Genomic DNA, 25,022 nt, shown 5'->3' with positions numbered 1-25,022 from the left:
TCGGGTCAGGTCGCGGCGGTGAGGTGCGCGGCCAGGTACGGGGCGGTCGGGCTGCCCGGGGTGGTGGCGAGCGAGGCGGGGGTGCCGGTGGCGAGGACGCGGCCGCCGGCGGTGCCGCCGGCCGGGCCGAGGTCGATGACGTGGTCGGCGCCGGCGACGAGGGGCAGGTGGTGTTCGGCGAGCAGGACGGTGGCGCCGGCGTCGACCAGACGGTGGAGCTGGGCGGTGAGGACTTCGCTGTCGGCGGGGTGCAGGCCGGTGGTGGGTTCGTCGAGCAGGTAGAGGGTGCGGTGGCGGCGGGCGTGCTGCAACTCCGCGGCGAGCTTGACGCGTTGGGCCTCGCCGCCGGAGAGTTCGGGCGCGGGCTGGCCGAGCCGCAGGTAGCCGAGGCCGACCTGCTGGAGGACCGTCAGGACGCGGGCGGCGGCGGGGACGTCGGCGAGGAACGCGGCGGCGGCGTCGACGGTCAGGGCGAGCACGTCGGCGATGGTGGCGCCCCGGTAGGCGATCTCCAGGGTCTGCGGGTTGTAGCGGCTGCCGTGGCAGTCCGGGCACGGGTTCCAGACGGTGGGCAGGAACAGCAGCTCGACCTCGATCGCGCCCGCGCCCTCGCAGGTCGGACAGCGGCCGGAGGCGACGTTGAACGAGAACCGGCCCGCGTCGTAGCCGCGGCGGCGGGCCTCGTCGGTGGCCGCGAACAGCTTGCGGACGGCGTCCAGCAGGCCCGTGTACGTTGCCAGGTTGGAGCGCGGGGTGCGGCCCAGCGGCGTCTGGTCGACCGTCACCACCCGCCCGACGGACGGGTCTTCCGCCGCCGCTTCGGCCGCCGCGCCCAGCAGGGTCGACTTGCCCGCGCCCGAGACGCCCGTGACCGCCGTCAGCACGCCCAGCGGCACGTCCACGTCGACGTCGCGGAGGTTGTGACGAGTCACGCCGCGCAGCCGCAGCACACCGGACGGGGTGCGGCCCCGGGAGGCGGGCGGGGGCGGGGGAGCGAACAGGAAGCGGCGGGTGGCGGAGTCGGGGACGTCGCGCAGGCCGTCCACCGGCCCGCTGTACAGCACCCGGCCGCCGCCGGTGCCCGCGCCCGGGCCGACGTCGACCAGCCAGTCCGCGCCGCGGACCACCGCCATGTCGTGCTCGACCAGGAACACCGAGTTGCCGGCGGCCCGCAGCTCGGCGAGGACCTCGCGCAGCGCCTCGGTGTCCGCCGGGTGCAGGCCCGCCGACGGCTCGTCCAGCACGTACACCACGCCGAACAGGCCCGAGCGCAACTGGGTGGCCAGGCGCAGGCGTTGCAGCTCGCCGGTGGACAGGGTGGGGGCGGCGCGGTCGAGCGACAGGTAGCCGAGGCCGAGGCGGCGCAGCGCGGCGAGGCGGTCCGTCAGGTCGGCGGTGAGCAGGCCGGTCGGGCCCTCGTGGGCGGTGAACGGGTGCAGCAGGGCGGCGAGCCGGTCGGCCGGGAGAGCGGCCAGGTCGGTGATCGGCAGGCCCGCGAACGTCACCGCCAGGGCTTCGGGACGCAGCCGGTGGCCGTGGCACACCGGGCACGGGGACTGCTCCAGGAACGCGGCGGCCTTGGCGCGGGTCGCCTCGCTGCGGGACTCGGAAAACGCTTTCAGCACCAGCCGGCGGGCACTGCTGTACTTGCCCTGGTACGGCCGCTGGATCCGGCCCGGCTCGCGCTCCGGATGGACCGTCACCACCGGCTGCTCGTCGGTGAACAGGATCCACTCCCGTTCCTGCGCGGGCAGTTCCCGCCAGGGCCGGTCCAGGTCGTGGCCGAGGGCGCCCAGGATGTCGCGCAGGTTCTTGCCCTGCCACGCGCCCGGCCAGGAGGCGACCGCGCCTTCGCGAATGGAGCGGGACGGGTCCGGGACGAGGGAGGCCTCCGTCACCCGGTGCAGCACGCCCTGGCCGTGGCACTCCGGGCAGGCGCCGGCCGGGGTGTTCGGCGAGAACGCGTCCGAATCCAGCCGCGACGCGCCCGCCGGGTAGTCGCCGCACCGCGACAGCAGCATCCGCAGCAGGTTCGACATGGTGGAGATGGTGCCCACCGAGGAACGCGAGGACGGCACCGAACGGCGCTGCTCCAGGGCGACCGCCGGCGGCATGCCCGTCACCGACTCCACCTGCGGCGCCTCCACCTGCCGCAGCAGCCGGCGGGCGTACGGCGAGACGGATTCGAGGTAGCGGTGCTGCGCCTCCGCGAACAGCGTGCCGAACGCCAGCGAGGACTTCCCCGACCCGGACACGCCCGTGAACGCGACCACCGCCCCGCGCGGCACGGCCACCGCCACGTCCCGCAGGTTGTGCACCCGGGCCCCGCGCACCCGCACCATGCCGTCGTCGGTGCTGCCGCCGGTGCCCGTGCCGGTGCCCGTGCCGCTGTCGTTGTGGTTGCCGCTGTGGATCTCGGTGCCGTTCACCGGGCCACGCTACCCCGCGACGCACCCCGCGGCGGGCTGCCCCGCGTGCGCGGCGAGGCCGGCCAGGTTGGTGAGCGCCGCGGCGAAACGGGCCTCGGTGTCGCGGGCGGTGCGGCCGTGGAAGAACAGCGCGAGCAGGCCGGTGAAGCGCTCCCGCTGGACGACCCGGACCCGGCCGTCGCCGAGGTCGGTGATCAGGTAGGAGTGCGCGTTGTCGAGCAGCCCCGGCACCAACAGGCGGCCGGCGCGGGAGAGTTCGCGGCCGGCGTCGACCACGGTCAGCACCGGGTGGAAGGTCAGCTCCCGGCCGGAGGCGGTGCGCACCACCTCGGTCTGGCGGGCGCCGACGGCGAGTTCGCCCTCGACCCGGACCACCACCGGGTGCCACTGCGGGTAGCGGGCGTGGTCGGTCAGCAGCGTCCAGACGGCCTCCGGCGTGCCCCGGAACTCGGCCTCGGCGCTGACCTCGCAGCTGAACAGGCTCATGACGCTCTCCCCCTGGTGAATCGGTCGATGTGTGTGTCAGCGGTGGCACGCCAGGGCGGCGTCCACCAAGGCGCGGGCGTACTGGTCGTCCACCGGGTCGCCGCTGATCAGCACCCGGTAGTAGAGCGGCCCGACCAGTTGATCGAGGATCAGCGCCGGGTCGGCGCCCGCCGCGAGGTCGCCGCGGCGGGCGGCCCGGTCGAGCAGTTCGGCGGCGGCGGTGCGGCGCTGCGCCCACAGCGCCCGGAGGGCCTCGCCGAGTTCCGGGTGTCGGGTGCCGGCCGCGATCAACTCGGCCACCAGGGCGCGGGTTTCGGGTCGGCGCAGGCCGGCTCCGATCGCGCCGAGGGTGCTGGTCAGATCGGCCCGGACGTCACCGGTCTCCCGGATCGGCGCGGTCTCGAACATGGTGGCGAAGGCGGCGACCACCAGGTGGTCCTTGGTGGGCCACCGCCGGTACACGGTGGTGCGGGCGACCTCGGCCCGGGCGGCGGTCTCGTCCAGTGCGAACCCGGCGTAGCCGCGCTCGCGCAGCAGCGCCCGGGCCGCCTCCAGCACCTTGGCGTCGACGCCGGTGTCCCGCGGCCTGGCCATGTCCCCACCTCCGGATTCCGCTACGCGTGTCTCGTAACGAGGACGAGGCTAGCGTGGGAGGCTGCCATTTCGCAACGCGTGTAGCGGAATGAGGGCGGAAGCCGGGGTGGCGGGCGGTCGCGGCGGTGGTCTCGGGCCCTGTTTGCCGGACATGTGCGGGCGGCGCAGGCTGGAAGAGCCGAACAGGTCCGGTCCGCCGGGCCGGGAAGCGAGGTTCGCGATGAGCAGGCTTGTGGAACAGATCACCGTCGACGCCCCTGCGCAGGAGGTCTGGGGCCGGATGCACGACATCGAGGCCTATCCGAGATTCATGGACAACGTCCAACGCGCTTATGCGCCCAGCACCGATCGCGCCCACCTGGACGTGCGGGCCGCCGAGATGCAGCGCGAGTTCGACGCCGTCCTCACCGACGACGGCAGGAGCCAGGTCCTCGCCTGGGAGACACAGGGCAGCCCCGAGCTGCGGGGCGAGTTCTCGGTGCGGTCCCTGGACCGGGGCCAGTGCGAGGTGCGGGTGCAGGTGGAGTACGAGCCGGAGGCCATTCAGGACACCTTCGGCGGCCCGAAGGGCATGGCGCAGGTGCATCGGATCGAGAACACCGTCCGGGGCAGCCTGGAGCAGTTCAAGGACCTGATGGAGTCGGAGCAGCGGTAGCCGGCCTCACCGGTCGGCCGGTGGGCTGACCCGCTCGGGCCCCGGCCGAGGCGCCCCGGGCGCGTCCGTGACGACGGCGCGCCGGATCCGGGGCACGTCCGGCCGGGGCCCGCCGGACAGTTGACGGACCGTCAGGTCTCGGACAGGGCGACGGGGGAGGAGGCGCCGGGGGTCAGCAGGTGGGGCCGGCCGGTGCCGTCGGCGGGGACGGACCACAGGTCGCTGCCGCGGCCGTCCGGCCCGGGGAGGGCGTAGCCGAGCGTCCCGGCGTCCAGCCAGGCGGGCTGGTCGTCCACGCCGCGGGTCTCGGCGACGGGGTGTTCGCGCAGGTCGGCGAGGTCGAGGACGTAGAGCCGCCATGGGTCGGTCGGGCCGGTGGAGACGCGCTTCTTGAAGGCGATCCGGGTGCCGTCGGGGGAGAGCGACGGGCATTCGACGTCCTCCAGCAGGGTGCGCGCCGACCAGGCCCGCAGGTCGCCCTCGACCAGGTGGGTGTGGCCGGCCGCGGAGACGGTCGCGTAGAAGCGGTTGTCGTCGGCGGCGAAGGTGACGCTCCAGAAGTTGACGTCGGCGGCGTGGTGGCGGGTGCCGTCGACGGTCAGCGCGACGGTCTCGATCGGTTTGGCGGTGTGGCCGGCCCGCAGGTCGAGGATCCAGGTGTGGGTGGCGAAGCCGGTGGCGGCATAGGAGTTGCCGGTCGCGAACGTCGTCCAGGACAGCACGTGCCCGGACGGGGAGATCCGGGCCCGGCTGGGGATGCCGGGGAGGACGAGGGTCTGGAGCCGGTGGAAGTGCCGGTCGTAGACCACCGCCTCGGTGCAGGCGGGGCGGCCGGGCCTGGTGCGCAGGCACAGCGCCCGGTCGCCCGCCGCGTAGAAACGCTCGCAGGACGGGCCGCCGACCGTCGCGGACCCGCCGTCGGCGTGCGGGGCGCGGGCGATCCGGCCGGAGGTGGCGTCCCGGTAGTACAGGCCCGGCTCGTCCAGGGTGAAGGTGGCGTCGGCGGGGACCACCCGGTGCGGCCCGTCGCGGTGACAGGTGTGCAGGGCGAACCCGAGCGTCGCGCCGAGCATCGTGACCACGACCACCACCAGGACCACCAGTCGGGCCGCGACCGCCGGACGCTCGGTCAAGTCCGGTGCCAGGGCGCTCTCCAGGGCTTCCTCGGATACGTCCCCGGGGGTGGTCTCGGTCGTCATGAGGGTTCCCTTCGAGCAGGATGGCTCAACGGAGATTAGTTGAAAGGAAAGTTTCCTACCAGTAAGTCACGAGCAGGTCGCCACCCCGAACTTCCGTACGGGAAAGGAATGCTGACGCGGCAACGGATTGTCGGAAAGTGTGGGTAACGCTGTTACCGATGGGCTACGGTGTTACCCGTGACCATGCCCACCACGTCGGACATGCCCGACATGCCCGCCACAGCCACCACGCCCTACCAGGACGCGCAACGCGTCGGCCAGAGCGCCGTCCGGACCGCGATCCTCGACCACGCCATCGACCTGCTGGTCAGTGAGGGTCCCGCCGCGCTGACGATGCGGCGCATCGCCACCGGCATCGGCGCCTCGACCAAGGTCCTGTACACCATGTTCGGCGGGAAGGAGGGCCTGGCCGACGCGCTCTACCGGGAGGGCTTCGCCCGGCTTCGCCGGGCCCAGCAGCAAGTGCCGCAGGCCGCAGACCCGTTGACCGCGCTGAACGACCTCGGTGCCGCGTACCGGGCGCACGCCCTCGCCGAACCCGCCTACTACCGGGTGATGTTCGAGCAGGCCGTCCCCGGCTACCGGCCCGGGCCGGAGGCGCTGGCCGCCGCCGACCACGCCTTCGACGCCTCGGTGGCGGCCGTCCGGGCCTGTATCGACGCAGGCGTGTTCGCGCCCGGCGACGCGCACGAGATTTCCAAGCTCCTCTGGGCCGCCGCCCACGGCGCGGTGAGCCTGGAACTCGCCGGCCACTTCCCGGCGGAGAGCGCCGCCGGCCGGTTCGACGCGCTGATGACGGCGGTCGGACAGGCGTTCCTCGCCGACGCGGCGCATGCCACCGCCCCGGCTTCCCCCGCCAACTCGACCGACAGGCAAGGAGATCGGGCATGACGACCACCAACCGCTACCTGACGGGCAGCTTCGCCCCGGTGACCGAGGAGGTCACCGCCCACGACCTGCCGGTCACCGGCCGCATCCCGGCCCACCTGAACGGCCGTTACCTGCGCAACGGCCCCAACGCGCTGGGCATCGAGGACCCTGCCGCGCACATCTGGACCCTCGGCCCGGGCATGGTGCACGGCGTCCGGATCCGGGACGGCCGCGCCGAGTGGTACCGCAACCGCTGGGTGCGCTCGGCGGCCGTCGCCGACCACCTCGGCGAGCCGCGCCGCGGCGCCCCCGTCGACCCCCGCCTGGACTTCGCCCCGAACGTCCAGGTCGCCGCGCTGGCCGGCCGCACCTTCGCACTGATCGAGGGCGGCATCCGCCCCTACGAACTCGGCTACGAACTCGACACCTTGGGGCCCTGCGACCTCGGCGCCACCCCCGAGGGCTACAGCGCCAACGCGCACTCCGTCTTCGACCCGCACACCCGGGAACTGCACTCGCTCGCGTTCCGGTACGGCTCCGAACACGTCCAGCACATCGTGATGGACCGGCACGGCACCGTCCGGCACACCACGCTCGTCCACACCCCCGGAAACCCGTACATGCACGACTTCGCGCTGACCGAGCACCACGTCGTCCTGTTCGACGCGCCCGTCGTGTTCAGCCCCGCGCACCTGCCCACCGGCGTGCCGTTCACCTGGGACGATACCCACCGGGCGCGGGTGGGCGTGATGCCGCGCAGCGGCGGGCCGGTGCGCTGGTTCGAGGTCGCGCCCTGCCTGGTCGGTCACACCCTCAACGCGTACGAGGACGGCGCCGAGCTGGTGATCGACGTGGTCCGCCACCCCGAGGGCTTCGCCATCCGGGACTTCGGCGGCAGCCGCCCCACCCTGGACCGCTGGCGGATCGACCTGGCCGCGGGGACGATCCGCGAGGAACGGCTCGACGACCGCACCCAGGAGTTCCCGCGCGTCGACCCCCGCCGGGTCGGCCGCCCGCACCGCTACGGGTACGCCGTCGCGGCCGAGCTGTACGCCGCACCCACCGGCCCCGACGACCCGCGCCCCGACGCAGGCTTCAGCAGCGCCCTGCTCAAGCACGACCTGCGGCGCGGCACCGTCGAGGCCCACGAGTTCGGCCGGTTCGGGGCGGTCGGCGAAGGCGTGTTCGTCCCCGCCGAGTCGCCCACCGCCGAGGACGACGGCTACGTCATGGCCTACGCGCACAACCCCGAACGCGGCGCGGCCGACCTGGTGATCCTCGCCGCGCAGGACTTCGCCGGCGAACCCGTCGCCCGCATCCACCTGCCCGTCCGCGTCCCGCTCGGCCTGCACGGCAACTGGGTGCCCGACGGGCCGTCAGAGCGCTGACGTCGCCGTACCGGTCGCCACATTCGCGGCCGGGCCCGGGCCCGCGACGGCGTGCCGGGTCGGCGCCGGGAGCGTCGCGGGCCGGCGGCGCTCGCGGTGCAGCTCGACATGGACGGCGACCTTGGCGCGCAGCGCCCACGGGTCGACCGGCTTCGGGATGAAGTCGACCGCGCCCGCCGCGTAGCCGCGCATCGAGTGGTCCGGGTCGGTGCCGATCGCCGTGACGAAGATGATCGGAATGTCACGGGTCCGGGCCCGGCGCTTGATGTGCGCGGCGGTCTCGTACCCGTCCATCCCCGGCATCTGCACATCCAGCAGGATCACCGCGAAATCGTCCGGCTCCAACAGCGCCCGCAGCGCGTCCGGACCGGACTCGGCCCGCACCAGCCGATGCCCGTGCGGCCCGAGGACAGCCTCCAGCACCATCAGGTTGTCCGGCCGGTCGTCCACCAGCAGCACCTTCGGCGACAGGCCCTCCTCCCACGGGCGCGCGGGCGGCACCGGAACATCCGTCAACCCCTGCTGCTGCTCCACCAGGGCGAGTTGACGCTCGAACAGGTCGCAGCGGGTCTCCGCGCACGCCGCCCGCTCCCGGGCCCGGGCCAGCTCCTCCGTGAGCCGGTCCACCTCGCGGGCCAGCGCGTCGCGCTCCGCGAGCAGCCAGGCCCGGTCCGCGGGCGCGACGGCGTCCGCGGGGACGGCGTCGTCCCGCGGGCCGGGCGGCGCGGGCAGCAGCGGACGGGACTCCAGTCGGACCAGCCGGGCGTCCAGCTCGGCCACCGACCGCCGGGTGTCGTCCAACGCCTGATCGAGCTGCTCCTCGCGGGCGCCCGCCCGGCGGGCCTCCCGGTCGGCCGCCTGCAGCTGGTCCTCCAACTGCTGGACCGCCCGGCCGATCGACGCCGCCGTCCGCGCCGCCGCCTGGTGCCGGCGGCGCAGCCGGTCCAGGGCCGGCGGATCGAGCCTGGTCGCGCAGTCCTCGTCGAGGTGGTGCAGCAACTCCTCGACGAACTGCCACGGCGCGATCCGCGACCCGGCCAAGTACCGGGACAGGGTGCCCGGATCGAGGTAGCAGCGGGTCGCGTACCGCCGCACCGAAATGCCCAGTTCCAGGAACAACTCCCGCAAGGTCTCGGCGAACTCCCGGCACTCCCTGTTCAGTTCACGGTCCAGCGGTTGGAGCCCGCCGTCCCGGGCCGGCCCTGCCGTCACGCTCCGCACCCCCGTCGGCCGTCCATCGGTCCGCCGGGTCGCCATGTGTGCCGCACCCGAATCCTCCACCCGTACCCGCCGGACACCGTCGTCCGGTCGCGCCAACCCCGGCCGCCGCTGCGCCGGGGTGGACAGCAGCATGCCGGATCGCGAGGGTGTTGCGCGCCCCGCAACGCGCAGACGCGCCGGACGGCCGCTCAACCGCAACGGCTTTGGCGTTCACCTGATCTGACGTTCCCTCAGTTGAGTGAAATCGGCGCCGGACGGGAACGGCCGGACGAGCCGGGCGGCAGGCCGGTAGGATACTTGCATGGATGTGCAAGGAGAGGCCTGGGACACGGATGCGGCCGAGCGGGTGGTAGCCGTGCTGAAGGCCGTCGCCGACCCGTCCCGCTACCGGCTGCTGTGGGCACTGAGCGGCGGCCGGGAGCTGCCCGTGACGGCACTGGCCGAACTCCTGGGCGCACACGTCGCCGCCACCTCCCAGCACCTGGCCCGGCTGCGCGCCGCCGGACTGGTCGAGGCCCGCCGCGAGGGCACCCGGATCTTCTACCGCGCCGCCGAGGTGCGCGGCCTGCTGGAGGAAGCCACCCGCACCGTGCACCGGCTGCCCGGGCCCGACCGCGACGACGACACCCCCGGCCCGCGCGACGGCCGCGCCACCGCCGAGCAGCCCGCCCGCGCCGCCCTGCTGCGCCGCCGCCCGGCCGCCGGGTAGCGAGGCGGAAGAGGCTCAGTCCAGGAACGCGGCGCCCTCGTCGAGGCGGTACTCGCGGCGGCCCGCGTCGTAGCTGTACAGCTCGGCGTAGCGGCCCCAGTCGGTGGCGGTCTCCAACTGCTGGTCGACCTGTTCGCTGGTGAAGTGGTGGGCCAGCAGGTCGCGGAAGAAGCCGTCGCGCAGGCCTTCCTCGGGCTGTCCGCGCAGGCTGTGGGTGATCAGCCGGATCAGCGGCACCTCCAGGGCGGCGGGCGCGAAGATCTCCTTCGAGAGCTGCACGTCCGCGTCGGCGAAGGCCTCGCCGGTGCCGGTGAGCATCAGGTCGTCGCCGCGGACCTCGGCGAAGCCCAGCAGGTCGAGGGCGTCGACCTGGGGCAGCAGGTCGTCGACGTCGAGGCCGAGCTCGTCGGCCAGGTCGGCGAGGTCGAAGCGGCCGCCGCGGCGCGCGATCATCTCCGCCAGGCCGGACAGGCCGTCGACGCTGGCCGGCGGGAGCGGGGTGGTGGCGACCGTGCGCCGGTCCGGGTGTCCGCTGCCGGGGCGTCCGGGCTGCCGGGTGTCCTTGGGGCGGCCGGTCATGATCCGGTACATCCGGTCCACCAGCTCGTCGAAGGCCGGCGCGTCGCGGTCCCGGGGCCGGGCCAGGTCGATGTCCACGGTCTCCCGCAGCGTCCCGTACGGGCGGGCGCCGAGCACCACGATCCGGTCGGCCATCAGCACGGCCTCCTCGATGTTGTGGGTGACCAGCACCATCGCCCGGGTCGGGAACTGCCCGGACTCCCACAGCTCCAGCAGCTCGCCGCGCAGGTTCTCCGCGGTCAGCACGTCCAGCGCCGAGAACGGCTCGTCCATCATCAGCACGTCCGGCTCGACCACCAGCGCCCGGGCGAAGCCGACCCGCTGGCGCATGCCGCCGGACAGCTCCTTCGGGTACGCGGACTCGAAGCCGTCCAGACCGATCAGGTCGATCGCCTGCACCGCCGCCTCGGCCCGCCGGTCCGGGTCCATGCCGCGGGCCTCCAGGCCGAGTTCGACGTTCTGCTGGACGGTCAGCCAGGGCAGCAGCGCGAAGGTCTGGAACACCATCGCGGTCCCCGGGTTGGCGCCCGTCAGCGGCACGCCCCGGTAGGCGACGGTGCCGGAACTCGGCGGGATCAGCCCCGCCAGGCAGCGCAGCAGGGTGGACTTGCCCGAGCCGGACCGGCCGAGCAGCGCGACGATCTCCCCGGAGCGCACCCGCAGGTCGATGCCGGACAGCACCGGCAGCTCGCCGTCCGCGCCCGCGTAGGCCTTGGTCAGGCCGACCGTCTCCAGCAGCACCTCGCCCTCGACGGGCGGGCCGGACGGCGGCGACGGGAGCGCCGTGCGGCTGCGGCGGTCGGTGCGGGCGGTGCGCCAGAACTTCATCAGGGTTGTCCTCGGGCGGAGTCGACGGGTCGTCAGAGCGAGTAGCGGCGTTCGGCGAGCCGGTACAGGCGGCGCCACAGCAGACGGTTCAGCGCGACCACGTACAGGCTCATCACCGCGACCCCGGCCAGCAGGTGCGGGAAGTCGCCGCTCGCGGTGGCCCGGGCGATGTACGCGCCCAGGCCGGTGGCGGTCAGCGTGGTCGCGCCGAAGGTGACCACCTCGGAGACGATCGAGGCGTTCCAGGCGCCGCCGGACGCGGTGATGCCGCCGGTCACGTACGCCGGGAAGATCCCCGGCAGGATCAGCCGCCGCCAGCGCTGCCAGCCGCGCACGCCGAGGTTGTCCATCGCCTCGCGCAGGTCGGAGGGGATAGCCATGGCCCCGGCGATGGTGTTGAACAGGATGTACCACTGCGCGCCGAGCGCCATCAGCAGGATGCCGCCGATGTTGATCGACACCCCCGTCCTGAGCAGCAGCCAGACCACCAGCGGGAACAGGAAGTTCGCGGGGAAGCTGGCCAGCACCTGGACGGCGGGCTGGGCGATCCGGGTCAGCCGCGGGGACAGCCCGATCCGCACGCCGATCGGCACCCACACCACGGTGGCGACGGCGACCAGCACCACCACCCGGGCCAGCGTCACCAGGCCCAGCAGCAGCGGCTCGCCGAACACGCCGAGGCCGGCGCTGCCGGACAGGTAACCGATCAGGTCGGCCAGCCCCCACAGGATCAGCCCGCCCGCCACCAGCGCGAACAGCACGTCACCGGTCCGGCGCCGCACCGGGCCGACGGCGCGCGGACGGTCGTCGACGCCCAGCAGGCGCCCGGCCCGGGACAGCGCCCGACCGACCGGGCGCAGCAGCCGGCCCAGCAGCGCGGGCCAGTGGGTGCGGCGCAGCAGGTCCAGCACCAGCGAGCGCTGCACCTCGGCGGCCTCGGACTGCTCGTTCTTGAAGCGCTCCGCCCACGCGGTGAGCGGCCGCCAGAACAGGAAGTTCACGCCGATCACCAGCACCGCCATGGTGCCGATCGCCCAGCCGACCTTGCCGAGGTCGCCCGCGGCGATCGCCGCGCCCGCGTAGCTGCCGACGCCGGGCAGGGCGTACCGCTGGTTGTTGACGCTGATCGCCTCCGAGGCGACCAGGAAGAACCAGCCGCCGCCGAAGCTCATCATGCCGTTCCAGACCAGGCTGATCATGCCGGACGGCAGCTCGACCTTCCAGAACCGCATCCACCGGGTGAACCTGAACGACCGTGACAGCTCGTCGAGTTCACGGGGAAGGGAGGTCAGCGAGGCGTAGAAGCCGAAGGTCATGTTCCAGGCCTGCGAGGTGAAGATGGCGAACACCGCCGCGCACTCCAGGCCGAGCATCGAGCCGGGGAACAGCGCCACGAACCCGCTGACCGCGACGGTCAGGAACGCCAGCACGGGCACCGACTGGAGGATGTCCAGCGCCGGGATCAGGATCCGCTCCAGGCGGCGGCTCTTCGCCGCCGCGTACGCGTAGACGAAGGTGAACGTCACCGAGAGCACCAGCGCGGCGAACATCCGCAGCAGCGAGCGCACCGCGTCGTACGGCAGCCGGGCCGGATCGGTCGACACGCCGCTGCTCTGCCCGGGCGAGAAGCGGACGGTGACGCCGTGTCCGACCCGCAGCGCGATGTACAGCAGCACCAGCACGGCGGCGGCCACCAGCAGGTCGGCGCGCGCGGTGGGCCCGCGCCGGGCGGCCGGTGCGGCCGGGGCGGTGCGGGCCCGGCGGGCGGCCGGGGCGGCGAGGGCGGACTTCAGCGGGGACACGGGAACCTCCGGGCCCGCGCGGGGCGAGCGGGACGAGGGGGAGTGTGCCGCTTCTTGCGTCGCTGCGCAAAGAAGCGGCCGGGTCGGACCTGCTGGCGTGGCGTCCACGGCCGGCGCGCCGGCCGAGGCGCGGTGGTGCTTCGGCCGGTGCGTCGACCGGCGGTGCGGTGGTGCGTCGGCCGGTGGTGCGGTGGTGCGTCGACCGGTGGTGCGGTGGTGCGTCGACCGGTGGTGCGGTGGTGCGTCGACCGGTGGTGCGGTGGTGCGTCGACCGGTGGTGCGGCCGTGCGTCGGCCGGCGGCGTGACGGCCCGACGGTCAGTGTGCGGCGCGTTCGCGGGCGGCGTCGGTCAGCAAGCGGGCGGTGTCGGCGGGCAGGCCCAGGTGCCGGGAGATCCAGCTCGCGTCTCGGCCGTCGGTGGCGAACAGCCAGCCGGTGTACAGCAGGTTCAGCCGGGGCGCGCCCGGGCCGAGCAGCACCGGGCGTACCCGGTCCATCGGGAAGCCGTCCGGCAGCGGGCGGGCGCCGGGGACGGTCAGCCGGGGCTCGTTGCGGCGGCGGGTGCGCTCCAGTACGGCGACCAGCACCAGCGCGGCGGTCGAGGACCCGAGCAGCACCCCGCAGAGGAACCCGTTCAGGTCGGCCGGCGCGGTCGCCAGCGCGACGCCCTCCAGTACCAGCAGCATCAGCACCCCGGTCAGGGCCGCGCCCCGGCGGCTCCACGGGTACAGGTGCATTCTCGTCATGGGTGGTGCCTCCTCGGACAGCTGCGGAGATGGTGGGCAGGCAGGAGATGGTGGGCGGGTGGGAGGTGGTGGGCGGGCCGGCGGTCGGTGGTGGGCGAGCCGGGCTCAGGCGAGGGCGGGTTGCGGGGCGGGTTCGTCGTCGAGGTGCCAGTGCAGGTCACGGATGCCCGGCTCCAGGGAGAGCCGGCTGACCAGCTGTTCGAGGCCGTCGGCGACCCGGCCGGCGACGGCGACGGTGGTGCGCAGGGTGGCCGTGCTGTCGGGGCCGCGCCGGGCGTGCAGGCCGGTGGGCGTGAGGCCGGACGCGGCGAGGGACTGCAGGAGCAGGGCGCGGACGTGCGGCTCGGCGGCCCGGTCGCACTCGACGTGGACGGTGGCGCGGGTGGTGGAGTCCGGGTCGGTGCCGGAGTGCGGGGAGCGGTCCAGCAGCCGGCCGGCCGGGCGCAGCAGCAGGTGGACGGCGAGCACGGCGAGCGTGCCGATGGCCGCCAGGTCCAGCCGGCCGGACGCGGCCAGCACCCCGACCGCGGCCGAACACCACAGCGTGGCGGCCGTGTTGAGCCCCCGCACCCCGGCCCCGTCGCGGAGGATCACCCCGCCGCCGAGGAAGCCGATGCCGGACACCACGTACGAGGCGACCCGGGTCGGGCTGCCGCTGTCGCCGACCGCCTCGCTGTACAGCACGAACAGCGTCGCCCCGGCGGCGACCAGCGCGTTGGTGCGCAGGCCCGCCATCCGGGCCCGCCACTGGCGTTCGACGCCGATCAGTGCTCCGCAGGCCACGCCGACGGCCAGCCGCAGGACGAAGTCGAGGGTGTTCAGGGTGTGCACGGGGCACCTCCTCCGGTTCGTGGTGACGGGTCGTCAGCGGTCGGCGTGCCAGCTCGCGACGAGGACGGGCCGGCCGTCCGGTGCGCTGACGGTCTGCCAGCGGGCCCGGAGCGGGGTGCTGCGGGTGGCCGCGGTCGGGGTGTCGGTGGTGGTGTCGGCCGTGATGTCGGTGGTCTCGGCCGGGATGGCGGCGGTGGTGGTGGTGTCGGCGGTTTCGGCCGGGGCTGCGGCGGCGGTGGTGGTCTCGGCCGCTCGGTCGGGGCGGGCGGCCGCCGGGAAGGCGAGCGGTCGGGCGTACAGCGGGGGGAGACGGTGGAACGCGGCGGGGACGTACATCTGTCGCACCTCCGGGGCTGAGTGGGCGTGGCTGACGGCGGGGCCGGGGCGGCGGTGGCGCCGCCCCGGCGGCTGCGGACGGAGCGTCAGCCGGCCATCGCGGTCTGGACGATCTTGATGATCACCAGCACCATCGCCACCAGCAGGTAGCCGCGCAGGGCGCCCATGCCGATCTTGTAGCCGGTGGAGACGACCGGCTTGGAAAGGGTCTCCAGCGGGGGCATCCGCCACTCGTCGCGGCCGGTGCGGTCGATCGGGTCCTCCTTGGTGGCGGTGCGGCGGCGGGTGAAGGCGTACCCGGCGGAGAGCACCCCGGCGACGCCGCAGGCGGCGAGGATCCACTCGATCGCGGTGGCGTTCAGGTCGGGGAAGAGCACCGCGGCGGTGAGGATCACCGAGAGGCTGACCAGCACGCCGACCACCACGGTGGTGAACGCGTTGGTCTTCGGCCCGTTGACCCACGGCCCGAGCACCGCCTTGTCGTTGCACAGCAGCAGCAGGAACACGCTGGCGGAGGGCAGCAGCACCCCGGCGAGGGTCTGCACGCCCTCGGTGAGCAGCCCGAGCGGCGAGCCCGGGATCAGCACGACCGCGGCGGCCACGGCGACCAGTCCGGCGTACACCGCGTAGAAGCCCTTGGCGTCGCCGACGCCCCGGTGCAGCGAGTGCTTGAGGCCGAACACGTCGCCGATGGCATACGCGGTGGACAGCGAGACGGCGAACGCGCCGAGGATCGAGGCGTCCAGCAGGGCGATCGCGAACAGCACGCCGGCCAGGTGTCCGGCCTGGTCGGCGATGCCCTGCGCGGAGCCCGCCGAGTCGGTGAACTGTCCGAAGCCGCCGGTGCCCGCGAAGGCCATCGCGGTCATGCCCATCATCGCGGCGCCGCCGACCACGACCACGGCGATGCCGATCCACAGGTCGGCCTTCTCGTACTTCATGAAGCGCGGGGTGATCCGCTTGTCGATGACGTACGACTGCTGGAAGAACAGCTGCCAGGGCGCGACGGTGGTGCCGACGATGGCGATGATCAGCAGCATCACGTCGGCCAGCCCGCTGTCGCCGCCGGGCAGGCCCGGGGTGACGAAGTCGCGGGCCATCTGCGAGGTGCTGGGGTGGATCATGAAGTACACCGGGATCAGCAGCAGCGAGCCGACGCACAGCGCGATGGCCATCCGCTCGAACCGGCGGAACGACCCGGTGAACGCCGAGGCGACGATCACCACTGCGGCGAGCACCACCGAGGCCACCTTCGGCAGGCCCAAGTAGCCTGCGGCCAAGGTGATTCCGATGAACTCGGTGACCAGGGTGAGCGCGTTGAGCAGGAACAGGTCGATGACCGAGAACGCGCCCCAGAACTTCCCGAACCGCTCCAGGATCAGCCGGGCGTGCCCGACGCCGGTGACCGCGCCCAGGCGCAGCACCATCTCCTGGTTGACGTACAGCACGGGAATCAGCAGGAACAGCGTCCACAGCAGGTGGGTGCCGTAGTTCTGGCCGGCCTGGCCGTAGGTGGCGAACGCGCCGGCGTCGTTGTCGCCGACCATCACGATCAGGCCGGGGCCGACGATCGCCAGCAGGGTCTTGAGCTTGGCGGACAGCCCCTGGCGCGGGGCGTGGTCGTCCACCCGGATGGTGCCGAGGGCGCCCTTGATGTCTCCCAGGTGGGCTTCGTCCAGGACGGCGGCCGTCCGTACCGGGGTTTCGGGAGTGTCCGTCCCGGGGGTGTTCTTCGAGTCGAATGCGATGGTCATGGCGTTCCTCCCGAGCCCCGTGGCAGCGGGGCGGGTCGGGGGCGCGCGGCGGTCGTCCCCCCTGCGGCAGGGCGCGCCGGGGCACGCCGCGACGCACCTCGGCCGGTTGGGCGGGGTGGAGCCGCGAGCGGGCATGACGGAGCGTCAGAAGTGCGCGCAGGGAAGGTCGTTACCGCGAGCCGGAGGTGTACGAGGGCAGGCGGAAGGTCGGGCAACTGTGGCCCGGACTACTGCAATCCATGTCTCTCGCCTCCTCCCGGCCGGGGCGCACCCGTGCGGTGCGCGTCATCGACTCGGCGAAGGGCCCGGCGGCATGCGTGCGCCGCCGGTTCGCCCCCACTCGTCAGAGCTTTGGCACTCCACGGCGTGATCCGGCCCTCGTCGGGTCGGAAGCCACTTGGGATCAACCCTTAGGTCGGGAAGATCTGTCCTGACCCTGGGCGTCTCTCGACGTCGTCGGGTCAGTGGCCTGTGTCCGTGAAGACGCCTCACCGAACGAGGTGCCTCCTTCAACGCTCATCAGCATAGGGCGTGCCGAGCGCCATACTTGCGTTCTTGGTAGAACCTTTACCTTTGTTCGACCGGACCGGGGGAGAAGCGCGCCGGGGCCTCGAACGCGGCGCGACGGGCTGCGCGCCGGAACACCGCGAGCACCGCCGGACCGACAACCAGCACGCACAGACCGGTGGTGACGGCCCGTCCGGTGTCCCAGCCGAGAGACGTGGCCACGTCGAACAGCAGATAGCGGTGCCACTGCTCGGTGAACGGCAGACCCGGCAGATAGGCGATCGAACTGTGCGGGTCGGTGGCGAACGGCCAGAACGAGAGGTTCAGCAGAAACCCGAACAGGTAGCCGGAGAACGCCCCGTACCCCGCGAGCATCACCGCCTCCCACCGACCCCGCAGGCGGGGCAGCAGCCCCGCGATCAGACCGACGAACGCGCAGCCGAACATCTGGTACGGCATCCACGGGCCGACACCGCCGGTGAGCAGCGCGGACGCGAACAGCGACGTGCAACCGAGAGTGAACCCGAAGCCCGGCCCGAACACCCGCCCCGCGAGCACCAGCAGGAAGAACACCGTCTCGACGCCGGCGGTCCCCGCACCGAGAGGCCGCAAGGCGGCATTGACGGCGGACAGCACCCCGAGCATCGCGAGGGCCTTGGCGTCGATGCCGCCGGACGCGATCTCCGAGACGACAACGGCGAGAATCAGCACCAGCAGCGCCCCGAAGATCAGCGGCGGCGCATAGTTGGACCCGAACTTCCCGGGCGCCACGACGAACGGCCACAGGAACGCGACCAGCCCGGCGAGAGCCGCTGCCGCGATGACGGCCCGGGCGCGGAGGGGGATCCGGACGGCGCGGGTGTGGTCGGGGGTGGTCGGGGTGGCGGGGGTCATGGGGTGGCCTCCGGCCGGGCAGGGGTGGGGAGTTGGGTCGCCACGACGAACGGCCACAGGAACGCGACCAGGCCGGCGAGAGCTGCTGCCGCGATGACGGCCCGGGCGCGGAGGGGGATTCGGACGGCGCGGGTGTGGTCGGGGGTGGTCGGGGTGGCGGGGGTCATGGGGTGGCCTCCGGCCGGGCGGGGGTGGGGAGTTGGGTCGCCACGGCGAGCGGCCTCGGGTGCGCTGCCGGCCCGGCGAGAGCTGCTGCCGCGAGGACGGCCCGGGCGCGGAGGGGGATCCGGACGGCGCGGGTGTGGTCGGGGGTCATGGGGTGGCCTCCGGCCGGGCGGGGGTGGGGAGTTGGGTTGCCACGGCGAGCGGCGTCGGGTGCGCTGCCGGCCCGGCTAGGGCTGTGGTTGTGAGGGTGGCCGGGGCGCGGAGGGGGATTCGGACGGCGGGGGTCATGGGGTGGCCTCCGGCCGGGCGGGGGTGAGGGTGGCGGCGAGTTGGGGGACTGTCAGGTAGGGGTGGGGGGCGAGGATCTTTGCGGTTTGGGGGGCGAAGGTGGGGGAGGCGGTGATGACGGCGGGGGTGGGGCCGTCGGAGACGATTTCGCCCTCGGCCATGACGAGGACCCGGTCGGCGGCTGCGGCGGCGAATTCGACGTCGTGGGTGGCGACCACGACGGTGCGGCCCTCGGCGGCGAGGCGGTCGACGATGGCGACGAGGGCGTCCTTCGCCGGGTAGTCGAGGCCGCGGGTGGGCTCGTCGAGCAGGACGACCGGTGGGGCGGCGGTGAGTTGGACGGCCAGGACGAGGGCGAGTTGCTGGCCCTCGGAGAGGTCGCGGGGGTGCAGGTCGCCGGGGATGCCGGGGGCGAGGGTGTCGAGGATCTCGCGGGCGCTGCGGCCGGCGGCGGGGGTGGACTCCCGGTCGGCCTGGGCGAGTTCGGCGTCCACGGTCTCCAGGTAGAGCAGGTCGGTCGGGGTCTGCGGGACGAGGCCGACCAGGCGGCGGGCCTCGGCGGCGGAGACCCTCTTCGGGTCGTGGCCGTCGACCCGCACCGTGCCGCCCTGCCGGGCGCCGGAGCCCTGGAGTGCCCACAGGAGGGAGGACTTGCCGGAGCCGTTGCGTCCCATCAGGGCAGTGACCTGACCGGCCGTCAGCGCGAGCGACACCTCGCGTACCGCCACCGTCCGGCCGTGCTTGACCACCACCCGCTGCGCGTCCAGCAGTTGACCGCCCGAAGGGGCTGCCCGGCGGACCGGCGGCACCGGCAGCCCGGTCAGGCGTTCGCGCAGCGGGGCCGCGGCCCGGCGGGCGTCGCGGACGGAGAGCGGCAGCGGCTGCCACCCGGCCAGCCGGCCGAGCCGGACCACCGGCGGGGCGATGGCCGTGGTGGCGAACAGTTCGGCGGGCGCCCCGTACTGGACGGTGCCGTCGCCGGGCAGGTACACCACCCGGTCGGCGTACTGGACGACCCGCTCCAGGCGGTGTTCGGCGAGCAGCACCGTCACGCCGAGGTCGTGGACCAGGCGGGTGATCGCGGCGAGCACCTCCTCGGCGGCCGTCGGGTCGAGTGCGGAGGTCGGCTCGTCCAGCACCAGGACGCGCGGATGCGCGGTGAGCACCGAGCCGATCGCCACCCGCTGCTGCTGGCCGCCGGAGAGCTCGTACAGCGCGCGGTGCCGCAGCTCGGCCAGGCCGAGCAGGTCGAGGGTCTCCTCGACGCGCTTGCGCATCACGTCCGGCGGGACGGCCAACTGCTCCATTGCGTAGGCGAGTTCCTCCTCCACCGTGTCGGTGGTGAACCCGGCCACCGGGTCCTGGCCGACCACGCCGACCACGTCCGCGAGTTCCCGCGGCGGGTGGTGCGCGGTGTCCCGGCCGTCGACCGTGACCCGGCCGTGCAGGGTGCCGCCGGTGAAGTGCGGCACCAGGCCGTTCACCGCGCCCAGCAGGGTGGACTTGCCGGAACCGGTCCGGCCGACCACCAGGCAGAGTTCGCCCTCGGGGATGTGCAGGTCCACCTCGCGCAGCACGGGCTCGCGCGCGCCGTGGTACACCACACTGACCTGGTCGAAACGGATCACTCGGACACCTCGGAGAGTTCACGGTCGTCGGCGCGGCGCGGGGACGGCGGCGGGCCCGCCGCCGGCGGACGTCCCGGTGGCGGGGCCAGCACACCGGCCGCGCCGGCCAGCAGCAGCGCCACCGCCGGGACGATCGGCAGCGCGGGCCAGGACAGCGGGTACAGCGACGGGTTGAGCGCGGTCGCGTCGTAGCCCACCGACACGCACAGCAGCACCGCGGCCGTCAGCCCGCAGCCCGCCACCCCCCACTCGGGGAGCCGCCACGGATCGGGCCGGTACGTGGTGCGCCGCACCCGACGCCCGCCCAGCGCCAGGCCCGCCACGCACAGCGCCGACCCGGCCGCCAGCGCCGGCAGGCCCAGCAGCGCGGGCGCCGTGCCGTCCAGCAGCCCGTACAGGCCCGCGCACAGGCCGGCCATGCCGCCCAGCAGCAGTGCGCCCGTCGCCCGCCGGGACGCCTTGGTCGCCGTCCCGGAGCGGCCGTAGCCGCGCGAGTCCATCGCCGCCGCCAGGTGCAGCGAACGGTCCAGCGCGTCGCTCAGCACCGGCACCACGATGCCGCGCAGCGCCCGCACGCCCTTGCCCGATCCGGCTCTCAACCGCCGTGCGCGGCGCACCCGTTGGGCGCTCGCCACCAGTTGCGGGGCGACGCTCAGCGACACCGTCACCGCCACGCCCAGCTCGTACAGCGCCCCCGGCAGCACCCGCAGCGCGCGCTTCGGGTTGGCGAGCGTGTTGGCCGCGCCGATGCAGCACATCAGGCAGGCCAGCCGCAGCCCGTCCACCGCCGAGGACAGCACGGCCTCCAGCGACACCGGCCCGCCGATCTCGATTCCCGCGTACCAGGCGGGAGTCGGAAGGTGCGGGAGGGTGAGCAGGACGTGGTCCTGGGGGGTGACGCCGGTGGCGAAGACGCACCGGAACAGCACCCGGATCGCCACCACCGTCAGCGCCAGCCACAGGTAGTACTTGAAGCCGCGCGCCCAGGGGGCCTCGGTGCGCCGCGACGTCACCACGAACCCGAGCACGCCCAGCACCAGCAGGAGCAGCAGCGGGTTGGTGGTCCGGGACGCCGCCGTGCCCAGCGCCAGCGCCCAGGCCCACCAGGCCAGCGGATGCAGATCGCGCGGCACCCGCCGCCCGTCGTCCGCGTCCGCGCCCCCGGCCCGACGGGCGCTCACTCGGCGGAGGCCCGGCGGCGTCGCACCGCGACCACCGCCGTGGCGGTGCCGAGCGCGGCCACCAGCGCCACGCCCGTCACGACCGGAGCGATCGAACCGGACGAGTGGTGCGGGGCGTCCGCGACCGGCGCGGCCTCCACCGCGGTGGGCGGCGTGCTGCCGCCGGCGGACGGGGCACCGGCCGGGTCGGCGGAGTCGGAGGCGGACGGGCTCGGCGGCGGAGAGTCGGAGGGGGCCGGGCTCTCGGTGGGCCGATCGGCCGGAGGAGCGGACGAACTGTCGGTGCTGGCAGGGGCGTTGGGGGCCTTCGGGGTGCTCGGTGCGCCGCCGCTTCCGCCGCCGCTTCCGCCGGTGCCGCCGCTCGTGCTGCCGCCCGTCCCGCCGCTCGTGCTGCCGCCCGTCCCGCCGCCGGCACCGCCTCCCGAGCCGCCGCCTGTCCCGCCGGAGCCGGAGCCGGGGCCGGGGCCCGTGCCCGAACCCGAGCCGCCCGGCGTGGAGTTGAGGGCCCGGACGGTGTCCGGGGCGAAGGACGGGCCGCCCCGGGTGCCGCCGATGTCGGTCTCGCCGAAGATCCACAGGTCGACGCTGCCCGGCACCGGCTTGTAGCTCATCGCCCCCAACTGGCTGTAGGACCAGGTGTTCTGGCCCGGATCGGCGTGCCAGTACGACCAGTACGCGGTGGCCGGCGGGGTCAGCACGCACTTCTCCTGCTCGGGCGGCGGGTACTGCTTCCCGCCCTGGTAGCCGCTGTACCCGATCCGGCAGATGAACGCCGGGCCGTCGTGCTGGGTGCCGGTGGTCTTCCAGCCGCCCTGGTTGAGCAGTTGGTAGCCGGTGGTGGGCACCGTGCCGCAGGAACGCAGCAGCGGACCGCCCCAGCGGCTGAAGTCCACGGCCAGCACCACGTTCTGACTGGTCGTGCACTGCTCGATCGGCAGCGCCGCCGCCCGGGCCGGCGCCGGGGCGAGCCCGCCGAGCGCGACCGCGAGGACCGTCCCCGCTGCCGCGCCCAGCCGGGTCGGACGGGCGAGCCGCGCCCTCACCGCGCGCCCCCGCCGGTCTTGGTCCGGCGGCGCACCGCGACCAGCACCGCACCGCCGGCCGCCGTCAACAGCACGGCGGGGACGACGAGTTCGAGCGCGTCGGTGCCGGTGAACGCCAGTCGGCCGGGCCCGGATCCGCCGGTCGCGGTGTCCACCACGGTGGTGCCGGACGGCAGCGTCGTCGTCGGCGCGGGGGAGGGGAGTCCGGAGGACGGGGCCGCGGAGGGCGAGGCCTCGTGGGAAGCGGACGGCGACGGCGACGGCGAGCCGCTCGGCTCCGGGGCGGTGCCGCCGTCGAGCTTGCGGCTGAGCGTGGCGAAGGACAGGCCGGTGACGCCGCTGAGGGCCTGCGCGGAGGCCCGCACGTCCGACCTGCGGTCGTCCAGGTCCGCCGCCACCGCGAAACCGCCGTCCGGGTTCTGCTGCCCGGCCAGGAACTCGGTGGCCCGGGCGATCTGGCGGGCGTACGTGCCCTCGCGCAGGCTCAGGCCCTGGATGGCGAGACCGGCGGAGTTGACCGAGTCGCCCGCCGTGCCGGGGAACCCGCCGTCGGCCTTCTGCTGGGCGGCCAGCCAGGCCACCGCCCGGTCCACCGCCGGCGCGTTGTCGGCCCCCGGGAGCAGGTCGAGGGCCATCGCCGCCATCGCGGTGGAGTCGACGTCCGGATCGGCGGAGGCCGGGATCAGGCTCGGCCAGGAGCCGTCCGGCCGCTGGAGGCTGCGCAGGAAGGCGATCGCGGGCGCGGCCCGCTCCGCGTCCCCGGCCCGCACCTGGGCGATCACGCCGAGGGACTGGGAGAACACCGACTGCGCCGACAGGTAGTTGCCCGGCGCCGCGCAGCCCGCCGCCACATCGGTGTGGTCGCAGATCAGCCGGTCGAGCGCGGCGATCAGGTCGTGCCCGCCGAAGTCGCGCGGGTCGCGGCCGGTGATCTCGGCGAGCAGCGCCTCCTTGCCGACCGAGCCGCCGCCGGCCCACTCGGTGCCGATCATCGTCCAGTCGTTGACGCCGCGGCCGGTGCCGTCCGCGCCCCGCTCGACGAAGTCGGTGATCCGGCGCAGCGCCGCGTCGTCGGTGCCGGTGGCGGCGAGCGCGTACGCGGTGTCGATGGTCAGGCCGAAGTCGGCCCACCCGGAGTCCGGGAAGGCCTCGTAGTAGTGGCCGTCCAGCAGCCGGGACCGGTCGGTCAGGAAGGCGCCCGCCTTCGCCAGGTCGGGGGTGCGGGTCGGCTGCGGGGTGTTCAGCCGCCGCAGCACGGTGGCCGGGTCGGTGCCCGTGAACGCCAGGATCGCCTGCTCGGTGGCGGGCGCTTCGGAGTCCGGCGTCCACTCGTCGGGGCCGACGCCGCCGTCGGCGTTCTGCCGGGCCGCCACCCAGGCGGTCGCCCGGTCGGCCTCGGCGGTGCGGCCGGCCGCGCGCAGGCCCTGGGCCGCCGCGCCGGTGGAGAAGACGTCGGCGGTGCCTCCGGCGTACGGCAGGAACGAGCCGTCGGCCTGCTGCGCCCGGACCAGCCAGTCCACGCCCTTCGTGACCAACTCCTGCTGGCCGCCCGCGCGTTGGAGGGCGATCACGGCCATGGCGGTGGTCAGCGGGTCGGACTCGCAGTACTGCCCCGGAGTGATCATCGTGCCGGCGAAGCCGCCGTCGGTGCACTGGATCCGGGCGAACCGGTCCAGTACCGCGGGGGCCGGGACCACCCCGGCGCGGGCCAGGGCCAGCACGCCGAGCGCCTGGTTCCACGGGTTGGACGCGCCCTGGAAGTCGCCGGCCGCCGTGCACCGGCCGCCCTGCCCGGCGCTGTCGCAGACGTGGTCGGTGAGCGCGGCGATCAGGTCGCGCCCGCCGAACGCCCGCGGGTCGTCCCCGGTCGCCTCGGCGACCAGCGCCAGCATCGCGGCGGCCTGGGCCTCCGGCGCAGCGGCGGCGCCCTTCGGGTACACGAACGCGTCGGTGTGCGCGGCCAGGAACGCCGCCACCCGGCGCAGCGCCGCGTCCTGGGTGCCCGAGCCGGCCAGCGACAGCGCGGTCAGCGCGGTGCGCGGGTAGTCCGGCCCCTCGGACCACCAGTTCTCCATGTGGTCGCCGTCCACCAGCTGCGCCGCCAGCCAGGCCGCGGCGGCCGCCGGGTCGCCGGTGCGGGCGGGCGGGTTCGAGGTGGCGCTGCCGCTCGGGCTCGGGCTCGGGCTCGAACTCGGGCTGCTGGACGGGCTGTTGCTGCCGGAAGGGGAGGGGGAGGGGGTGGCGGAGTTCTTCGCCCGGACCTCGTCCGGGGTGAACCTCGGGCCGCCGCCCGCGCCGCCGAGATCGGTCGCGCCGTACACCCAGGCCTCGACCTCGCCGGGCTTCGGCTGCTGCGTCATCGCGCCGTACGCGCTGTACGTCCAGCCGGTCGCGCCCGGCGCGGCGATCCAGTACGACCAGTAGGCGGTGGCCTGCGGGGTGGTGGTGCAGGGTTCGGTGGCCGGGGTCGGGTACTGGGTGCCGGTGGAGAACGTGTCGGTGCCGATCCGGCAGATGAAGCCCGGGCCGTCGTGCACCGTGCCGGTGGTGGTGAACCCGGCGTTGTGCAGCAGGTTCATGCCGGTGGTCGGGTGGGCGTCGCAGCCGCGCACCACGCCGCCGCCCCAGGGCGAGAAGTCGACCGCGACGATCGCGCCGGTGGTGGCGGTGCACTGCTCGATCGGGTCGGCGGCGGCCGTGCCCGGGTGGCCGAGCAGCAGCGCGCCGGTGGCGGTGGCCGCGACGGCCGTGGCGAGCAGGACGGCGGCCGGGCGGCGACCGCGTCCGACGTGCGTGTCCGTGGTGGTGTGACTGACCCTCACCGGCATACTCCCTGATCGGGTCGTGGCGGGGTGAGCGGGCAGCGGACGGTGGCGGGCCCCCGTACCG

At 74.4% G+C, this 25,022-nt stretch carries 21 protein-coding genes, 1 pseudogene and 1 riboswitch; of the genes and pseudogenes, 4 read left to right on the top strand and 18 right to left on the bottom strand.

Annotated features, from left to right (window positions below):
• Positions 1-5: 5 nt before the first annotated feature.
• From ACIQF6_RS19090 to ACIQF6_RS19080, 3 genes are all read right to left on the bottom strand, one after another.
• Positions 6-2,342, bottom strand: a complete 2,337-nt coding sequence (locus ACIQF6_RS19090; RefSeq protein ID WP_400896419.1) for an ATP-binding cassette domain-containing protein — start codon at positions 2,340-2,342, stop codon at positions 6-8.
• Positions 2,343-2,438: 96 nt separating this feature from the next.
• The gene (locus tag ACIQF6_RS19085; protein WP_400896327.1) at positions 2,439-2,915 is read right to left on the bottom strand and encodes an SRPBCC family protein; all 477 of its coding nucleotides are present in this window, start codon (positions 2,913-2,915) and stop codon (positions 2,439-2,441) included.
• Between the two features lie 36 nt (positions 2,916-2,951).
• Positions 2,952-3,509, bottom strand: coding sequence for a TetR/AcrR family transcriptional regulator (locus ACIQF6_RS19080; protein ID WP_400896325.1), 558 nt, complete (start codon positions 3,507-3,509; stop codon positions 2,952-2,954).
• 220 nt (positions 3,510-3,729) lie between these two features.
• On the opposite strand from ACIQF6_RS19080, the gene ACIQF6_RS19075 reads away from it, so the two are divergent.
• The gene (locus tag ACIQF6_RS19075; protein ID WP_400896323.1) at positions 3,730-4,164 is read left to right on the top strand and encodes an SRPBCC family protein; all 435 of its coding nucleotides are present in this window, start codon (positions 3,730-3,732) and stop codon (positions 4,162-4,164) included.
• 131 nt (positions 4,165-4,295) lie between these two features.
• On the opposite strand, the gene ACIQF6_RS19070 is transcribed toward ACIQF6_RS19075, so the two are convergent.
• On the bottom strand, positions 4,296-5,363 hold the full coding sequence (locus tag ACIQF6_RS19070; protein ID WP_400896321.1) for a hypothetical protein: 1,068 nt from the start codon (positions 5,361-5,363) through the stop codon (positions 4,296-4,298).
• Between the two features lie 183 nt (positions 5,364-5,546).
• On the opposite strand from ACIQF6_RS19070, the gene ACIQF6_RS19065 reads away from it, so the two are divergent.
• The gene (locus tag ACIQF6_RS19065; protein ID WP_400896417.1) at positions 5,547-6,254 is read left to right on the top strand and encodes a TetR/AcrR family transcriptional regulator; all 708 of its coding nucleotides are present in this window, start codon (positions 5,547-5,549) and stop codon (positions 6,252-6,254) included.
• The gene (locus ACIQF6_RS19060; protein ID WP_400896320.1) at positions 6,251-7,621 is read left to right on the top strand and encodes a carotenoid oxygenase family protein; all 1,371 of its coding nucleotides are present in this window, start codon (positions 6,251-6,253) and stop codon (positions 7,619-7,621) included. The genes ACIQF6_RS19065 and ACIQF6_RS19060 overlap by 4 nt, the downstream gene beginning before the upstream one ends.
• Before the next feature lie 95 nt (positions 7,622-7,716).
• Here ACIQF6_RS19060 and ACIQF6_RS19055 read toward each other — a convergent pair.
• Positions 7,717-8,047, bottom strand: a pseudogene (locus ACIQF6_RS19055) (two-component system response regulator); the annotation flags it as partial.
• 1,096 nt (positions 8,048-9,143) lie between these two features.
• Here ACIQF6_RS19055 and ACIQF6_RS19050 point away from each other — a divergent pair.
• Positions 9,144-9,551 carry an ArsR/SmtB family transcription factor gene (locus ACIQF6_RS19050; protein WP_400896319.1) on the top strand — a complete coding sequence of 136 codons (408 nt, stop codon included), beginning with the start codon at positions 9,144-9,146 and terminating at the stop codon, positions 9,549-9,551.
• Positions 9,552-9,566: 15 nt separating this feature from the next.
• Here ACIQF6_RS19050 and ACIQF6_RS19045 read toward each other — a convergent pair whose 3' ends face one another.
• The 13 genes from ACIQF6_RS19045 to ACIQF6_RS18985 form a co-directional block, all read right to left on the bottom strand.
• The gene (locus tag ACIQF6_RS19045) at positions 9,567-10,958 is read right to left on the bottom strand and encodes a nitrate/sulfonate/bicarbonate ABC transporter ATP-binding protein (protein ID WP_400896317.1); all 1,392 of its coding nucleotides are present in this window, start codon (positions 10,956-10,958) and stop codon (positions 9,567-9,569) included.
• A gap of 32 nt (positions 10,959-10,990) precedes the next feature.
• A complete protein-coding gene (locus ACIQF6_RS19040; RefSeq protein WP_400896415.1) occupies positions 10,991-12,652 on the bottom strand; it encodes an ABC transporter permease in 1,662 nt (553 codons plus the stop codon).
• Between the two features lie 425 nt (positions 12,653-13,077).
• On the bottom strand, positions 13,078-13,506 hold the full coding sequence (locus ACIQF6_RS19035; RefSeq protein WP_400896315.1) for a hypothetical protein: 429 nt from the start codon (positions 13,504-13,506) through the stop codon (positions 13,078-13,080).
• 105 nt (positions 13,507-13,611) lie between these two features.
• Positions 13,612-14,337: an MgtC/SapB family protein gene (locus tag ACIQF6_RS19030; RefSeq protein WP_400896313.1), complete on the bottom strand. Its 726-nt coding sequence runs from the start codon at positions 14,335-14,337 to the stop codon at positions 13,612-13,614.
• A 33-nt stretch (positions 14,338-14,370) separates the two neighbouring features.
• Positions 14,371-14,673: a hypothetical protein gene (locus tag ACIQF6_RS19025; RefSeq protein ID WP_400896311.1), complete on the bottom strand. Its 303-nt coding sequence runs from the start codon at positions 14,671-14,673 to the stop codon at positions 14,371-14,373.
• An 86-nt stretch (positions 14,674-14,759) separates the two neighbouring features.
• Positions 14,760-16,427: an NRAMP family divalent metal transporter gene (locus tag ACIQF6_RS19020; protein ID WP_400896309.1), complete on the bottom strand. Its 1,668-nt coding sequence runs from the start codon at positions 16,425-16,427 to the stop codon at positions 14,760-14,762.
• Positions 16,428-16,754: 327 nt separating this feature from the next.
• A riboswitch (M-box (ykoK) riboswitch) is annotated at positions 16,755-16,934 on the bottom strand.
• A 60-nt stretch (positions 16,935-16,994) separates the two neighbouring features.
• The gene (locus ACIQF6_RS19015; protein ID WP_400896307.1) at positions 16,995-17,828 is read right to left on the bottom strand and encodes an ECF transporter S component; all 834 of its coding nucleotides are present in this window, start codon (positions 17,826-17,828) and stop codon (positions 16,995-16,997) included.
• Positions 17,825-17,995, bottom strand: a complete 171-nt coding sequence (locus tag ACIQF6_RS19010; RefSeq protein WP_400896305.1) for a hypothetical protein — start codon at positions 17,993-17,995, stop codon at positions 17,825-17,827. The genes ACIQF6_RS19015 and ACIQF6_RS19010 overlap by 4 nt, the downstream gene beginning before the upstream one ends.
• Positions 17,992-18,144: a hypothetical protein gene (locus tag ACIQF6_RS19005; RefSeq protein WP_400896303.1), complete on the bottom strand. Its 153-nt coding sequence runs from the start codon at positions 18,142-18,144 to the stop codon at positions 17,992-17,994. Before ACIQF6_RS19005 ends, ACIQF6_RS19010 begins: the two co-directional genes overlap by 4 nt.
• Before the next feature lie 133 nt (positions 18,145-18,277).
• Positions 18,278-19,909 (bottom strand): ABC transporter ATP-binding protein, encoded by a 1,632-nt coding sequence (locus tag ACIQF6_RS19000; RefSeq protein WP_400896301.1) that lies wholly within the window; start codon positions 19,907-19,909, stop codon positions 18,278-18,280.
• Positions 19,906-21,090: a CbiQ family ECF transporter T component gene (locus tag ACIQF6_RS18995; protein ID WP_400896299.1), complete on the bottom strand. Its 1,185-nt coding sequence runs from the start codon at positions 21,088-21,090 to the stop codon at positions 19,906-19,908. Before ACIQF6_RS18995 ends, ACIQF6_RS19000 begins: the two co-directional genes overlap by 4 nt.
• Complete coding sequence (locus tag ACIQF6_RS18990; RefSeq protein ID WP_400896297.1) at positions 21,087-22,133, bottom strand: hypothetical protein; 1,047 nt, start codon at positions 22,131-22,133, stop codon at positions 21,087-21,089. The genes ACIQF6_RS18995 and ACIQF6_RS18990 overlap by 4 nt, the downstream gene beginning before the upstream one ends.
• Entirely contained in the window at positions 22,130-24,955 is a 2,826-nt protein-coding gene (locus ACIQF6_RS18985) for a prenyltransferase/squalene oxidase repeat-containing protein (RefSeq protein WP_400896295.1), read from the bottom strand. The genes ACIQF6_RS18990 and ACIQF6_RS18985 overlap by 4 nt, the downstream gene beginning before the upstream one ends.
• Positions 24,956-25,022: the final 67 nt, after the last annotated feature.

Origin of the sequence: Kitasatospora sp. NPDC092948 (assembly GCF_044754805.1) — a bacterium.
GTDB lineage: Bacteria > Actinomycetota > Actinomycetes > Streptomycetales > Streptomycetaceae > Kitasatospora.
Note: the sequence above shows the minus strand (reverse complement) of the source record. Positions and strands in the feature narration are given on the sequence as shown.

Excerpts from the sequence above, each read along its gene's own strand:
- ACIQF6_RS19090 (WP_400896419.1), bottom strand. The coding sequence starts at position 2,342 with ATGGTGCGGGTGCGCGGGGCCCGGGTGCACAACCTGCGGGACGTGGCG.
- ACIQF6_RS19085 (WP_400896327.1), bottom strand. The coding sequence starts at position 2,915 with ATGAGCCTGTTCAGCTGCGAGGTCAGCGCCGAGGCCGAGTTCCGGGGC.
- ACIQF6_RS19080 (WP_400896325.1), bottom strand. The coding sequence starts at position 3,509 with ATGGCCAGGCCGCGGGACACCGGCGTCGACGCCAAGGTGCTGGAGGCG.
- ACIQF6_RS19075 (WP_400896323.1), top strand. The coding sequence starts at position 3,730 with ATGAGCAGGCTTGTGGAACAGATCACCGTCGACGCCCCTGCGCAGGAG.
- ACIQF6_RS19070 (WP_400896321.1), bottom strand. The coding sequence starts at position 5,363 with ATGACGACCGAGACCACCCCCGGGGACGTATCCGAGGAAGCCCTGGAG.
- ACIQF6_RS19065 (WP_400896417.1), top strand. The coding sequence starts at position 5,547 with ATGCCCACCACGTCGGACATGCCCGACATGCCCGCCACAGCCACCACG.
- ACIQF6_RS19060 (WP_400896320.1), top strand. The coding sequence starts at position 6,251 with ATGACGACCACCAACCGCTACCTGACGGGCAGCTTCGCCCCGGTGACC.
- ACIQF6_RS19050 (WP_400896319.1), top strand. The coding sequence starts at position 9,144 with ATGGATGTGCAAGGAGAGGCCTGGGACACGGATGCGGCCGAGCGGGTG.
- ACIQF6_RS19045 (WP_400896317.1), bottom strand. The coding sequence starts at position 10,958 with ATGAAGTTCTGGCGCACCGCCCGCACCGACCGCCGCAGCCGCACGGCG.
- ACIQF6_RS19035 (WP_400896315.1), bottom strand. The coding sequence starts at position 13,506 with ATGACGAGAATGCACCTGTACCCGTGGAGCCGCCGGGGCGCGGCCCTG.
- ACIQF6_RS19025 (WP_400896311.1), bottom strand. The coding sequence starts at position 14,673 with ATGTACGTCCCCGCCGCGTTCCACCGTCTCCCCCCGCTGTACGCCCGA.
- ACIQF6_RS19020 (WP_400896309.1), bottom strand. The coding sequence starts at position 16,427 with ATGACCATCGCATTCGACTCGAAGAACACCCCCGGGACGGACACTCCC.
- ACIQF6_RS19015 (WP_400896307.1), bottom strand. The coding sequence starts at position 17,828 with ATGACCCCCGCCACCCCGACCACCCCCGACCACACCCGCGCCGTCCGG.
- ACIQF6_RS19010 (WP_400896305.1), bottom strand. The coding sequence starts at position 17,995 with ATGACCCCCGCCACCCCGACCACCCCCGACCACACCCGCGCCGTCCGA.
- ACIQF6_RS19005 (WP_400896303.1), bottom strand. The coding sequence starts at position 18,144 with ATGACCCCCGACCACACCCGCGCCGTCCGGATCCCCCTCCGCGCCCGG.